The organism is Bacillus sp. BML-BC051 (assembly GCF_019656175.1).
GTDB classification, from domain to species: domain Bacteria; phylum Bacillota; class Bacilli; order Bacillales; family Bacillaceae_G; genus Bacillus_A; species Bacillus_A mobilis.
In genome coordinates this window covers 86,624-99,577 of sequence record NZ_BPLI01000015.1, presented here as the reverse complement: position 1 = coordinate 99,577, position 12,954 = coordinate 86,624, and the positions used below count along the sequence as shown (strand labels likewise).

The 12,954-nt window shown below is 35.9% G+C and carries 14 protein-coding genes and 2 other annotated features; of the genes, 9 read left to right on the top strand and 5 right to left on the bottom strand.

All coding sequences use genetic code 11. The features are described from left to right. Positions 1 to 229: 229 nt before the first annotated feature. The 4 genes from K5S59_RS06870 to K5S59_RS06855 are packed head-to-tail and all read right to left on the bottom strand — an operon-like array spanning position 230 to position 3,013. Complete coding sequence (locus K5S59_RS06870; protein ID WP_001169522.1) at positions 230 to 580, bottom strand: YxeA family protein; 351 nt, start codon at positions 578 to 580, stop codon at positions 230 to 232. A 22-nt stretch (positions 581 to 602) separates the two neighbouring features. After that, positions 603 to 1,334 carry an ABC transporter permease gene (locus tag K5S59_RS06865; protein ID WP_098258277.1) on the bottom strand — a complete coding sequence of 244 codons (732 nt, stop codon included), beginning with the start codon at positions 1,332 to 1,334 and terminating at the stop codon, positions 603 to 605. A gap of 12 nt (positions 1,335 to 1,346) precedes the next feature. Continuing rightward, a complete protein-coding gene (locus K5S59_RS06860; RefSeq protein WP_000590583.1) occupies positions 1,347 to 2,099 on the bottom strand; it encodes an ABC transporter permease in 753 nt (250 codons plus the stop codon). Then, a complete protein-coding gene (locus tag K5S59_RS06855; RefSeq protein ID WP_000116408.1) occupies positions 2,096 to 3,013 on the bottom strand; it encodes an ABC transporter ATP-binding protein in 918 nt (305 codons plus the stop codon). Before K5S59_RS06855 ends, K5S59_RS06860 begins: the two co-directional genes overlap by 4 nt. Before the next feature lie 414 nt (positions 3,014 to 3,427). Here K5S59_RS06855 and K5S59_RS06850 point away from each other — a divergent pair, with 414 nt between their 5' ends. The 5 genes from K5S59_RS06850 (at position 3,428) to K5S59_RS06830 (ending at position 7,322) form a co-directional block, all read left to right on the top strand. Continuing rightward, positions 3,428 to 4,147 carry a 3-ketoacyl-ACP reductase gene (locus K5S59_RS06850; RefSeq protein ID WP_000818987.1) on the top strand — a complete coding sequence of 240 codons (720 nt, stop codon included), beginning with the start codon at positions 3,428 to 3,430 and terminating at the stop codon, positions 4,145 to 4,147. A gap of 140 nt (positions 4,148 to 4,287) precedes the next feature. Continuing rightward, on the top strand, positions 4,288 to 4,959 hold the full coding sequence (locus K5S59_RS06845) for an O-methyltransferase (protein ID WP_000022254.1): 672 nt from the start codon (positions 4,288 to 4,290) through the stop codon (positions 4,957 to 4,959). Between the two features lie 131 nt (positions 4,960 to 5,090). After that, positions 5,091 to 5,963, top strand: a complete 873-nt coding sequence (locus K5S59_RS06840; protein WP_001260270.1) for an aminoglycoside 6-adenylyltransferase — start codon at positions 5,091 to 5,093, stop codon at positions 5,961 to 5,963. 117 nt (positions 5,964 to 6,080) lie between these two features. Beyond that, positions 6,081 to 6,911 (top strand): peptidoglycan-N-acetylglucosamine deacetylase, encoded by an 831-nt coding sequence (locus tag K5S59_RS06835; protein WP_098873308.1) that lies wholly within the window; start codon positions 6,081 to 6,083, stop codon positions 6,909 to 6,911. A 72-nt stretch (positions 6,912 to 6,983) separates the two neighbouring features. Then, the gene (locus K5S59_RS06830) at positions 6,984 to 7,322 is read left to right on the top strand and encodes an SdpI family protein (protein WP_120449859.1); all 339 of its coding nucleotides are present in this window, start codon (positions 6,984 to 6,986) and stop codon (positions 7,320 to 7,322) included. Positions 7,323 to 7,370: 48 nt separating this feature from the next. Here the strand turns inward: K5S59_RS06830 and K5S59_RS06825 are convergent, their stop codons facing one another. Then, the gene (locus K5S59_RS06825) at positions 7,371 to 7,979 is read right to left on the bottom strand and encodes an NUDIX hydrolase (protein ID WP_098873309.1); all 609 of its coding nucleotides are present in this window, start codon (positions 7,977 to 7,979) and stop codon (positions 7,371 to 7,373) included. Between the two features lie 81 nt (positions 7,980 to 8,060). Here K5S59_RS06825 and K5S59_RS06820 point away from each other — a divergent pair, with 81 nt between their 5' ends. The 4 genes from K5S59_RS06820 (at position 8,061) to thrB (ending at position 12,912) form a co-directional block, all read left to right on the top strand. Further along, positions 8,061 to 8,699 carry a pyridoxamine 5'-phosphate oxidase family protein gene (locus K5S59_RS06820; RefSeq protein WP_000196479.1) on the top strand — a complete coding sequence of 213 codons (639 nt, stop codon included), beginning with the start codon at positions 8,061 to 8,063 and terminating at the stop codon, positions 8,697 to 8,699. Positions 8,700 to 8,933: 234 nt separating this feature from the next. Continuing rightward, positions 8,934 to 9,165, top strand: a binding site (T-box leader). Positions 9,166 to 9,280: 115 nt separating this feature from the next. After that, positions 9,281 to 9,512: a binding site (T-box leader), on the top strand. A 154-nt stretch (positions 9,513 to 9,666) separates the two neighbouring features. Next, complete coding sequence (locus K5S59_RS06815) at positions 9,667 to 10,962, top strand: homoserine dehydrogenase (RefSeq protein WP_001066912.1); 1,296 nt, start codon at positions 9,667 to 9,669, stop codon at positions 10,960 to 10,962. Then, positions 10,955 to 12,013 (top strand): threonine synthase, encoded by a 1,059-nt coding sequence (gene thrC, locus K5S59_RS06810; protein ID WP_000276443.1) that lies wholly within the window; start codon positions 10,955 to 10,957, stop codon positions 12,011 to 12,013. The genes K5S59_RS06815 and thrC overlap by 8 nt, the downstream gene beginning before the upstream one ends. After that, entirely contained in the window at positions 12,010 to 12,912 is a 903-nt protein-coding gene (gene thrB / locus K5S59_RS06805; protein ID WP_098258272.1) for a homoserine kinase, read from the top strand. Before thrC ends, thrB begins: the two co-directional genes overlap by 4 nt. Positions 12,913 to 12,954 lie beyond the last annotated feature (42 nt).

The window sequence follows — 12,954 nt, the reverse complement described above, 5'->3', positions numbered from 1 at the left end:
TTTAACTCTCATATGTACAACCATAAAGTAGAGCAATTTGTGTTATATATTTGATAGAGAAGTAATCATTATTTGAAAAATGCATTTAGTCACCTTTGGAAGAGGTAGGTTACGGTACTATAAAAATATCTTTGCTCAGTGTGAGAAATAAAAAATGGAATTATTTTGTATTCCATTCTTTTACATAACTTGACTACTATAGGACAATATTTTCTTCTTCAAATCATTATTAGTTTTCATATTGCTGTTGCACTGCCTTAGGCAGCTCCTCGAAACTAATCTCTTCCCAATATGTAACGCCTCGAATCATTGTATAATATAGTCGGATATAAGCACCTTCTCTCAATTTCTTTCCTGCCGAAAAACTTAATTCTTCTTTCTTTTTTTTCTCATCATAAGCAATCACCTCATAGTCGTAACGTCCATTTTTACCTTGAACACTGGATCCAGTTATCTTTGTATAATAGACTGTTTTCCCTGCAGGATTTTCAGGTGTAAGTTTCTCCGGAGTAAAGAAGAACATCCACATACACGCTCCAAACAAGATAATGCCCCCTAGTGCCAACAATATTTTTTGCATTATAAATTCCTCCTAAGTTCAATTAGGATGAGACAATATCTCTGTTCTTTAATCTTCGGATTGACCTCGATGCAAAAATAATAATGAAAGCCATATTAATCATCCCAAATAAAAAGCCCTGCATATTCGTCAACTTATCCTGATTCATCACACTCATACCAATATTAAGTAATGAGAATGGGAATAACATGCCAAACTTGCCAATATACATACCTAAACCAATAAAGACTCCACACAGACTTATTCCAATCGGTGTAGCAAAACTGCGAATCCGTAGCGAAAGCCCCAATTGTAAAGAACTAATTGAGATAGAAGCATACCATCCACGTAACGTCCATTCTATAGTTTCTAAAGGGAACGGCCCGGGTAAGGAGAACAAGGTACCTATAAGCCAATAGAGTCCAATGAACAGGCATTGCACAAACAAAATTAAAATACTAACGATTATTAATTTGGCAAGAAATACATTGGAAACCGATATGGGTGAGGTCATAATCATATTCCAATTCCGGTTTAAATGTTCCAGCCTACATATATAAGAGCAACAGATGGCTATCAAAATAGGTAAGAAAAAAACACCGTAAAACAGACTGACCTGAGTCCATAAGCTGTACCAACCATTTTGCAGAGCTCCTTGGTTCAAATAATAATTCGCACTTCCAATCAATATACTTATAATTGGAAGTACAGCTATCACAAGACTAATCCTGGAATGGCGTAGTTTGAGCCATTCAGCAAAAATACTACGTTTCATTAAATTCCCTCCTTAGATTTCCTGACGACTTACTTGAATACGTCCAGCGAAATAGAACAGGCCTGTCATAATCAATGCACCTAATATAATTTTAAAGTTTACTGGCTGTCTCATATAAAAACCCATAGGCTCAACATATAGATAAGTAACGGGACTGAGATCTAAGTAATAAGACCAAATAAAAATATGTCTAATAGCAGACGGAAATAACCCAGCGGTCATTCCTATAAAACCGCCTAGCATACCCAAGCACAACGCAAAAGACTGGTTTTTGATGGAGAACGAAACCCATTGTTGAAGTGCTGTGATAGCAAGAGTTGTTAGTAGATTTCCAAAAATGAAGCGGGTTAGTAATTCGATTGGAACAGTGCCAGGGAAATTCTTTATTAGCCCGAACACTATTATAAATAAAATTTGTGCAAAGATAGCATTCAACATCAGACTATTAATGCAGATATACTTTGCTGCATAGAGTTGCTTACGTTCCACATTTGTAGCAACAAGCATTTTCCAAGTCGATCCCTTATGCTCCATGTCACAAATACGTGAGGCAACAACGGCCGAAATAATTGGCATAAAAAGACCATTCATGGAAGATATACTAAAAAAAATAGATTCCCAAACGCGGTTATCTGGATTGCTCGCAATGGACCGACTAATAGACATAAAAGCCCACAACAACTCCACGATAAGAAATAGTATAATCATGGTCCATATTTTTTTATGACGAATTTTAAAATATTCCAGTGCTAATATTTTGATCACAAGCTCCGCTCCTTTCCTGTAAACTCTAGGAAGATATCCTCCAAACTTTTCTTTTGCTCCTCGATTCGGGTGACAGAAATTTCATGTTCAACAAGCAATTTGTTCATTTCTGCTATTTCTTTATCTTGAAGATTACTCAATTCAATCCGCTTGCCATTGTTAATCGGGCTATATCCTTGAGCGATAAGTAGCTGCTCAGCTTTGACATTATTCCCAGTTTTCATAAAGATGGCGTTTCTACTTTTTTTTCGCAATGTTGTCATACTTCCTTGAAACAATAAATTACCTTCACTAATAATCCCTACAGAGGTAGCGATTTGTTCAATCTCAGAGAGTAAGTGGCTGGAAAGCAATATAGTTATTCCATAGCGTGCCGGTAATGATTTGATAAGTTCTCGAATTTCACCAATACCAGCGGGATCAAGACCATTCGTTGGCTCATCAAGAATCAGTAGTTTTGGGAAGGCAAGCAGAGCCATTGCAATTCCTAGCCGTTGCTTCATTCCAAGTGAATATTGTTCAGTCTTCTTGTCTTTCTGATTTTCTAGCCGTACAATACGAAGCGCCTCGTCTATATTTTTATCTGGAACATTCCGAAGACGCTGCATGACCTTCATATTCTCAAGCCCTGTCAAATGTCCATAATAAGAAGGGGATTCGATTAGCGATCCAGTACGCTGCAGAATAGATGAACGATTTTTCTGCAGACTTTCCCCGAAAACTTTAATTGTCCCTTCCGAAGGCTTAATAAGTCCCAATAACATTTTTAGTGTAGTTGTTTTCCCTGCTCCGTTTGGACCCAAAAAACCATAGATTTCTCCTTCATGGACATGAAGATCAACTTTATTTACGCAATTAATAGAACCATATGTTTTGGACAGGTTTTGTGTTTGTATAATAGCTGAAACACTCATATAAAAAGTCAGCTCCATTCAAATTTTTAGTTGTTTTTTCAACTTTAATTGTAATGGGTTTACCTTTCCTGAATCTAAAGTGAATCTTACAACAACCTTAAATCTTTTGTATTGTATTAAATTTTTAGCGAACTCTTTCTGAGTGCATCGTTTACATTATTCGAGAATGAACAAAATTGAAAAATAGTAATTATATTTTAGAGAATTGAGCTCGTTTTTTCGTTTTAGTGTATTTGTATATCTGAGTTTGATAGATATGACGGGTCCATCCTAATACTATTTTTCTTACAGAGACAATCACTATAGTTACCTACAAGTAACCTACGCACATGAAAGTGCATCATTGCCTTTTTACATAAACATAGATACAATTTTAATATAATACATAACTGAGATGATTAAGGAGTGTTATACTTGGCAGAATTATTACAAGGAAAAAATGCTTTAATTACAGGAGCAGGTAGAGGGATAGGGCGTGCTGTAGCGATCGCATTAGCGAAAGAGGGCGTAAATGTAGGTCTTTTAGCTCGTTCAGAAGAAAACTTAAAAGCTGTAGCGAAAGAAGTAGAAGCAGAAGGCGTAAAAGCTGTTATTGCGACTGCTGATGTTTCTTCATACGAAGAAGTGACTACTGCGATTGAGACGTTAAAAAACGGTTTAGGATCTATCGATATTTTAATTAATAACGCTGGTATTTCTAAATTCGGTAAGTTTTTAGAATTAGACGTTTCTGATTGGGAAAAAATCATTCAAGTAAACTTAATGGGTGTATACTATGCAACTCGTGCAGCTTTACCAAGTATGATTGAACAACAATCTGGTGATATTATTAACATTTCATCTACAGCAGGACAAAAGGGTGCACCTGTAACAAGTGCATACAGTGCTTCTAAATTTGGTGTTCTTGGCTTAACAGAATCGTTAGCGATGGAAGTTCGTAAACATAACATTCGTGTGACAGCTTTAACACCAAGTACAGTAGCAACGGATATGGCTGTAGATTTAGGATTAACTGATGGAAACCCAGATAAAGTAATGCAAGCAGAAGATATTGCAGAGTTTATCGTAGCGCAGCTGAAATTAAATAAACGTACATTTATTAAATCAGCAGGACTTTGGTCTACTAATCCGTAGGGGATAAATGTATAAACAAAAGAAGGGATATTTATTCTGTAATGGAGTAGATGTGCCTTCTTTATTTTTGTTTAGGAGACAGAATTTTCGGTATAATCAAATGTGAGTAGTAGAAAAGTATTGAAAGGGATGGTATTTACATGAGTATAATTGAGAAGTGGACGGCTGTTGATCAATATATGAGTGATGTATTAATACCGAAAGATTCTATATTAGAAGAAGTTCTTCAAGCAAACGCGGCAGCTAATTTACCAGCACATGATGTATCACCAACGCAAGGGAAGTTTTTGCAACTATTAGTACAAATTCAAGGAGCTCGAAACATTTTGGAAATTGGTACTCTAGGCGGATATAGCACGATATGGCTTGCAAGGTGCTTGCCATCTGGAGGCCGAATTGTTACATTGGAAGCAAATGAAAAACATGCAGAAATTGCACGTAACAATATTGAGCGTGCCAATTTGAATGATAAAATTGAAGTACGAGTAGGATTAGCTTTAGAATCTTTACGGCAAATCGAAAATGAGAAGTATGAACCATTTGATTTTATTTTTATAGACGCCGATAAACAAAATAACCCTGCTTATTTTGAATGGGCACTGAAGCTATCACGCCCTGGTACTATAATTATTGGGGATAACGTAGTACGTGAAGGAGAAGTTATTGACAATATGAGTAATGATCCTCGCGTGCAAGGGATACGTCGCTTCTATGAATTAATAGCTGCAGAGCCACGTGTAAGTGCTACTGCGCTTCAAACTGTAGGAAGTAAAGGATACGATGGATTTGTCATGGCAGTCGTAAAAGAATGACGAAAGGAGATAAAAAGATGAAAAAGAAATTTCAAAAATTATAACATGTATCGTGTATAACGCAGCTAGCTCGTGGACCTCCAACATACTTGAAAATATAAGTTTATATAAACATTGGAGGTTAGGAATAGATGAGAACTCAAAAAGAAATGCTAGACTTAATTATGAATACAGCAAAAGAGGATGAAAGAATTCGAGCTGTCATTATGAATGGATCACGTGTAAATCCAAATGTGAAGAGAGACTGTTTTCAAGACTATGATATTATGTATGTTGTACATGATATACAATCTTTTACGTCTAATCATAATTGGATTCATAGATTTGGAGAAATAATGATTGTACAAATGCCAGAAGAAATGTCATTAATTCCAGCGGACGAAGACGGGAAATTTCCGTATTTAATGCAGTTTATGGATGGAAATCGAATTGATTTAACGCTCGTTCCATTTGATTTGATAAATAAGTTCGTTGGACAAGATAGTTTAAGTGAACTGCTTCTGGATAAAGATAATTGTATGGATGAATTTCCACCAGCAAGCGATAAAGATTACTTAATAAAAAAGCCTACAGAAAAAGAGTTTTTAGATTGCTGTAATGAATTTTGGTGGTGTAGTACGAATGTGGCAAAAGGACTATGGAGAGAAGAACTTTCTTATGCGAAAGGGATGCTCGATGGTCCGATGCGAGATATGTTCATCGTAATGCTAGAATGGCATATTGGTATGAAAACAGACTTTACAGGTAATGCAGGGAAGTTTGGGAAGCATTTCGAGCAATATATTGAAAAAGATATGTGGGAGCAATTTAAAAGAACTTTTTCTAATGCAGAATATGAAAACATATGGGAGTCATTCTTTGTCATGGGTAATTTATTTAGGGAAGTAGCGAATGAAATTGCTAATGCTTATGGATATCAGTACCCGCAAGGTGATGATGACAGAGTGACAAGTTATCTAAAACATGTGAAAGCTTTGCCGAAAGATAGTACATCGATTTATTAATAATAGTAAGCAGTAAGACTGTCCAAATTACGGACAGTCTTATTTTTGTTCATGAATAGGAATTTCTCTAACAAAGTGCAGAGGAATCACATATGAAACTTTAGGGAGGTTTTTATCATGTATTATTTTTATTCGCCACAAATGTTTGCTCCATATCAATGGGGAGGACTAGAACGAGATGTTTCATACGCCTATATGCCATATCACTCATTTTATTATGGAAACTATATAAATCCATTGCTATACGTATATACCCCTCAAAACTATGAAGTACAAATAAAAGCAGATGAGCGTGGATCGTGGACACCATTTTTTTGGGTCGAAAAATATGCGTACGCATTTTCAGGACCGTACAATAAAGCGGAAGTCGCTCTTACATTTGATGATGGGCCGGATTTAGAATTCACACCAAAAATATTAGATAAGTTAAAACAACATAATGTAAAAGCGACTTTTTTCCTGCTTGGTGAAAATGCAGAAAAGTTTCCGAATGTAGTAAAACGTATTGCGAATGAAGGGCATATAATTGGCAATCATACGTACAGCCATCCGAATTTAGCGAAAGTAAATGATGCTGAGTACCGTAATCAAATTATAAAAACAGAAGAAATATTAAATCGTTTAGCTGGCTATGCACCGAAGTTTATTCGTCCGCCGTATGGTGAAATACTTGAAAATCAATTGAAGTGGGCGACAGAGCAAAATTTTATGATTGTACAGTGGAGTGTTGATACAGTTGATTGGAAAGGAGTAAGCGCTGAAACAATTACAAATAATGTGTTAGGGAATTCATTTCCCGGAAGTGTCATCCTTCAGCATTCAACACCAGGTGGGCGTTTACAAGGATCTGTAGATGCACTAGACAAAATCATTCCTCAGTTAAAAACAAAAGGGGCGCGTTTTGTAACACTTCCAAGTATGTTCCAGACATCAAAAGAAAGAAAATGAATGTGTTGTGGAATTGGAAAAAACAGGATTATGTCGTATGATGAAGCTGTAGGTTAGGAGGGGATATAATTGATGTATGCACTAATAAACATAGGAATGAGTATTTTAATAGGTATTATATTTATACTTGCGGCAATTGTCCTTCAAAAAAATCCACCGACCGATATTAATGCGGCATATGGTTATCGTACGAAACGATCTATGAAAAATAAAGAATTATGGGATGTAGGTAATAGGTATAGTTCAGAAGTGATGAAGCAAAACGGATTCATCATGATGTTAATTGGAAGTGTTGTTAGTATACTGTTTAGATATCCACATACAATGATAGCGATTATGGTGATTATGCTGTTATTAATCATTCGTTTATTTATACGAGTAGAGAGTAGATTAAAAATACTTGAACAATAATGAAAAAATAGGACTCCACGCAATATAATGCTAGGAGTCTTATTTTATTTATAAACTATTATTTTCTAGTAAGTCTTTTCCTTGCTTTATAACAAATTCATAGTATGCAAGATCATATGGATAAATATCTTCAAATGTTATCGTTATCGGTTTATTGTTTAAAATAGAAATAGCCGTAAAAGATGAAATCTCTCTTTGTAATAGTTGTAGAAAAGGAGTTGCATGTATTTTCATCACATCGTCTACTTCTTCACCTGGTGCGAATGGAAGTGGATTGATGACATTGTGGAAATACATATGACAAAACTCGCGATCTGTAAGATTTGAAATTTCATAATCTATTTTAAAGATGCCTTTGTATGCTAAATCAGTCGTTTGAAAAGAAAGCCCCAATTCTTCTTCAATTTCACGAAGACCACCACTTTGTACATCTTCATCATGCATAATATGTCCGGCTGAAGTAATATCCCAAATGTTTGGAGCTTCTTTTTTATTTTTAGAGCGTAATTGGAAATATAAAAACATATCTTCATCATCTTTTTCTACAAACCAACAATGAAATGTTTCGTGCCAATCACCGTCACGATGCACTTCATCACGTAATTTCTTCCCAAGTATATTTTTTTCAGTATCAAATATTGTTAACCACTCTGTCATTTAAATTCCCCTTTCTGCAAATTTTATTATACAATATTTGTATTGAATTTTGGGAAAATAAAGAAAAAGGAGAGGGTATAAGTGACGAGAGAGAGCGCGGAAATAAAATCGATTATTTCAACAGAGGAAGAATTACGGAAAATATTAGGGCAACCAAGTGAGAGAGCGTTAAAGAAAGTTATTTCATCACTAGACCTGCATTGCGTAGATTTTTTGTCTAAATCTCCTTTTCTAGTATTGTCTACTGCAAATAAATTAGGAGAGTGCGATGCTTCGCCGAGAGGAGACGCACCTGGATTTGTTTACGTATTAAATAATAATAAAATTATTATTCCAGAAAGACCAGGCAACCGCCGTATAGACTCCATTTTGAATATTATTTCAAATCCACGTGTAGGATTACTCTTTTTTATTCCAGGTCTTGGGGAGACACTCCGAATAAATGGCCGAGCGTATATAACAAACGACGAAGAAATTGTGCAAGAAATGCAGGCGAATGGACGCACTCCGCTACTTGGAATTGTTGTTGAAATAGAGGAATGCTACATTCATTGTGCAAAAGCTTTTATTCGTTCGAAAATGTGGGATCCAGAATCTTGGTTAAATAAAAAAGAGTTACCTTCAGCAGCAAAAATGTTGCTGGAGCACGCGAAAGTAAATACTTCGGAAGAGGATGTTGCACGTTCTTTAGAAGAAAGTTATACGAAAAGATTGTATTAAAAAACTTTATTAATATATCTTTGTAAGGTAAGTATCTACGCGTTTTAGAATGGGATATTTATATGTGAACCATTGATTTACAAACTGGAGAAATAACAAAATAGGTAAATCGAGCGGCAATTGTAAAATGTTATTGTGAAATATAATAAAAAATGATTTTGAAAATAGTTAGTAAAAATAGGCTTGCTTTTTAAAAAGTTGATAATTATAATAAGTTAACAAATAGACATGAACGAAAAAGTAACGATAAGGACATGAAATCATTTTTACGGTTTACAGAGAGGGAAGTCAAGGGTGTGAGCTTCCTAACACGAGAAATGGTTTTACCACCTTTGAACTTCAATAGTGAACGAGTAATCTAGTAATTATTGACGGAATCAGCCGTTATCTGAACTTGAGCAATCTAGGGGGAAATACGTCTAGGTTGGAACAAGGGTGGAACCACGAAAACACATTCGTCCCTTTCCTAGGGATGAGTGTGTTTTTTTTACGAATTACAAGATTGAAAATTAAAAATAATTAAAAAATAGTATTGATTTTGTTTTTTATGCGAGTATAATGAGTTAACAAATAAACATGAACGAAAAGTAACGATAAGGACATGAAATCATTTTTACGGTTTACAGAGAGGGAAGTCAAGGGTGTGAGCTTCCTAACACGAGAAATGGTTTTACCACCTTTGAACTTCAATAGTGAATGAGTAATCTAGTAATTATTGACGGAATCAGCCGTTATCTGAACTTGAGCAATCTAGGGGGAAATACGTCTAGGTTGGAACAAGGGTGGAACCACGAAAACACATTCGTCCCTTTCCTAGGGATGAGTGTGTTTTTTTATTACTTTGAAAGGAGGTGCTGTAACATGAAACGATTTGTACGTACGGAAATAACCACCACCTGCATGATTAAAAAGCAGAGCAAGGTGATTGATAAAGATAAAAAATAAAATTGTAGGAGGAGATTAGAAGATGAATAACGTTATTAATGTTGGGGTGTTAGGCTTAGGTACGGTCGGAAGTGGTGTTGTCCATATTTTGAAAGAACATTATAAAAAAATTGCACTTGATACAGGGTATGAAGTGAAGGTAAAGACAGTCGTTGTACGTGACTTAGAAAAAGAACGTGATGTTTGTATTGATGGAATCGTAGTAACAAGTCATGTCGATGAAGTTCTAAATGATTCAAATATTGATATTGTAGTAGAGGTAATGGGCGGAATTGAAGAAGCGAAGCAGCACATTGTTAAGGCTTTACGAAATAAGAAACATGTCGTAACAGCAAATAAAGATTTAATGGCTGTATACGGTGCAGAACTTCTCCAACTGGCGAACGATAATGATTGTGATTTATGTTACGAGGCAAGTGTAGCGGGCGGTATTCCGGTGTTAAGAGGATTAACAGACGGATTAGCTTCAGATCAAATTGAAAAAATAATGGGAATCGTAAATGGTACAACAAATTACATGTTAACAAAGATGAGTCAAAATGGATGGTCGTATGAAGAGGCATTACAAGAAGCACAAAAATTAGGTTTCGCAGAATCGGATCCAACAGCGGATGTAGATGGGCTAGATGCGGCGAGAAAGGTAGCCATTCTTGCAAACTTAGGTTTTTCGATGAATGTTTCTTTAGATGATGTGCAAGTAAGAGGGATTCGAAAGGTCGAAAAAGAAGATTTACAAATGGCTGAAAAGTTAGGGTTTACTATGAAATTAATTGGGAAAGCAGAGAAACAAGGATCAGCCATTCATTTAAGTGTAGAACCGACACTTTTACCAAGTCATCATCCATTATCAAATGTAAATAATGAATTTAATGCAGTATATGTTCACGGTCAAGCGGTAGGAGAAGTAATGTTTTACGGCCCTGGAGCTGGGAAGTTACCGACTGGTTCTGCTGTAGTAAGTGATATTATTTCAATTGTTAAAAGTATGAATCAAGTTCCGAAAAATAAAAGTGCGTTAAAAGAACCAGAACCGTATGAATTACAAGGAGATGAAGAAGTCGTTTCGAAATATTTCTTACGTATTTCATTACGAGATGAACCTGGGATGTTGCAAAAAATAACAGAATGTTTCGTTAATTATTCTGTAAGTTTAAAAGAAGTTATTCAATTACCTTTAAATCGTGAACTTGCAGAAGTCGTTGTTGTGACACATCAAACTTCAAAGTATCAATTCGAACGAGTGCTAGGAGCGATAGAAGATGTCGCAAGTGAAATAAACAGTTATTACATTATTGAGGAGGAAAAACAATATGTATAAAGGATTATTAAAACAGTATGCTTCTTATTTACCGGTGAATGAAAATACACCTGATGTGAGCTTAATGGAAGGAAATACACCGCTTATTCCGTTATTAAACATATCAAAACAATTAGGAATTCAGTTATACGGTAAGTATGAAGGAGCGAATCCGACGGGTTCTTTTAAAGATCGTGGTATGGTAATGGCTGTTGCGAAGGCGAAAGAAGAAGGTTCGGAGGCAATTATTTGTGCATCAACAGGTAATACTTCGGCATCGGCCGCAGCATACGCGGCACGCCTTGGAATGAAATGTATAATCGTAATCCCTGAAGGAAAGATTGCACATGGAAAATTAGCGCAAGCAGTCGCCTATGGAGCTGAAATCATTTCAATAGAAGGAAATTTTGATGATGCACTTAAGGCTGTAAGAAATATTGCTGCTGAAGAGCCGATTACATTAGTAAATTCAGTGAATCCTTATCGAATTGAAGGGCAAAAGACAGCAGCATTTGAAATTTGTGAACAGTTGCAAAGTGCACCAGATGTTTTAGCGATTCCTGTTGGAAATGCTGGAAATATTACAGCGTACTGGAAAGGTTTCTGTGAATATGAGAAAGAAAAAGGCTATAAGAAGCCAAGAATTCACGGGTTTGAAGCGGAAGGAGCAGCTGCTATTGTAAAGGGACATGTCATTGAAGAACCTGAAACAATTGCAACAGCGATTCGCATCGGTAACCCAGCGAGTTGGTCATATGCAGTAGAGGCCGCCAAGCAGTCTCACGGTGAAATAGATATGGTATCAGATGAAGAAATATTACATGCGTATAGATTATTAGCAAAAACAGAAGGGGTTTTCGCTGAGCCAGGATCAAATGCTTCATTAGCCGGCGTTATTAAACATGTTCAATCTGGAAAAATCAAAAAAGGAGAGACAGTTGTTGCAGTTTTAACTGGAAACGGCTTGAAAGATCCTGATATAGCAATTTCTTCTAATACATTAGATATTGCAAGTGTTTCAAATGATATAGAACAAATTAAAGAGCATATAAAAGGGGTGATTATGTCGTGATACCATTAAGTATTCGAGTTCCTGCTAGTACAGCGAATGTTGGACCTGGATTTGATTCAGTAGGAATAGCTTTGTCATTATATTTAGATGTAGTAGTAAAAGAGAAAGCTAATAAATGGCAAGTAATTCATTCTTTTGAAGAATCAATTCCGACAGACGATAAAAATTTAATCGTTAGCACGGCATGTAAAGTGAGTCCTTCTCTATTACCCCATATAATAGAAGTTACTAGTAATATCCCACTAACAAGAGGTCTAGGAAGTAGTGCATCAGCCATTGTAGCAGGGATAGAGCTTGCGAATCAACTTGGCAATTTGAACTTAACAACTGATCAAAAAGTTCAAATTGCTACAAATTTTGAAGGACATCCAGATAATGTTGCTGCTTCTATATTAGGAGGAACTGTAATCGGAGCACTTGATGGAAAGAATGTTTCGGTTGTAAGAATTGAAAGTAAGGAATTAGGCGTAATTTCTCTTATTCCAAATGAAGAGTTAAATACAGATGAAAGCCGATCTGTATTACCAGATGTGTTTCCATTTCATGAAGCAGTTAAGGCTAGTGCAATCAGCAACGTATTAGTAGCTGCGTTTTGTCAAAAGAAGTGGGAAGTTGTAGGTGAAATGATGGAAAGAGATCATTTTCACGAGCCGTATCGTTTAGAACTCGTCCCGTTATTACCATCTATTCGTAAATGTGCAAAAGAATTTGGAGCATACGGCACAGCGCTTAGCGGTGCAGGCCCATCCATTTTTATATTAACGCCATATGGCAAACGTCAAGAAATTGCTGAGCAATTAGCGAGAGTATTTACGTCTATGAAAGTGTGTGAACTAGAAATCGATCATAGAGGAATTACTGTAAATAAAGAAGAACATATAGGGCTAAAAAAAAGCTAGCGTTGCTAGCTTTTTTTGTTGTAAATATCTTTTCAGTGGGCA

What these genes read in the sequence shown, in the direction of transcription:
- K5S59_RS06870 (WP_001169522.1), bottom strand. Translation starts at nt 580, where the DNA reads ATGCAAAAAATATTGTTGGCACTAGGGGGCATTATCTTGTTTGGAGCG.
- K5S59_RS06865 (WP_098258277.1), bottom strand. Translation starts at nt 1,334, where the DNA reads ATGAAACGTAGTATTTTTGCTGAATGGCTCAAACTACGCCATTCCAGG.
- K5S59_RS06855 (WP_000116408.1), bottom strand. Translation starts at nt 3,013, where the DNA reads ATGAGTGTTTCAGCTATTATACAAACACAAAACCTGTCCAAAACATAT.
- K5S59_RS06845 (WP_000022254.1), top strand. Translation starts at nt 4,288, where the DNA reads ATGAGTATAATTGAGAAGTGGACGGCTGTTGATCAATATATGAGTGAT.
- K5S59_RS06840 (WP_001260270.1), top strand. Translation starts at nt 5,091, where the DNA reads ATGAGAACTCAAAAAGAAATGCTAGACTTAATTATGAATACAGCAAAA.
- K5S59_RS06835 (WP_098873308.1), top strand. Translation starts at nt 6,081, where the DNA reads ATGTATTATTTTTATTCGCCACAAATGTTTGCTCCATATCAATGGGGA.
- K5S59_RS06830 (WP_120449859.1), top strand. Translation starts at nt 6,984, where the DNA reads ATGTATGCACTAATAAACATAGGAATGAGTATTTTAATAGGTATTATA.
- K5S59_RS06825 (WP_098873309.1), bottom strand. Translation starts at nt 7,979, where the DNA reads ATGACAGAGTGGTTAACAATATTTGATACTGAAAAAAATATACTTGGG.
- K5S59_RS06815 (WP_001066912.1), top strand. Translation starts at nt 9,667, where the DNA reads ATGAATAACGTTATTAATGTTGGGGTGTTAGGCTTAGGTACGGTCGGA.
- thrC (WP_000276443.1), top strand. Translation starts at nt 10,955, where the DNA reads ATGTATAAAGGATTATTAAAACAGTATGCTTCTTATTTACCGGTGAAT.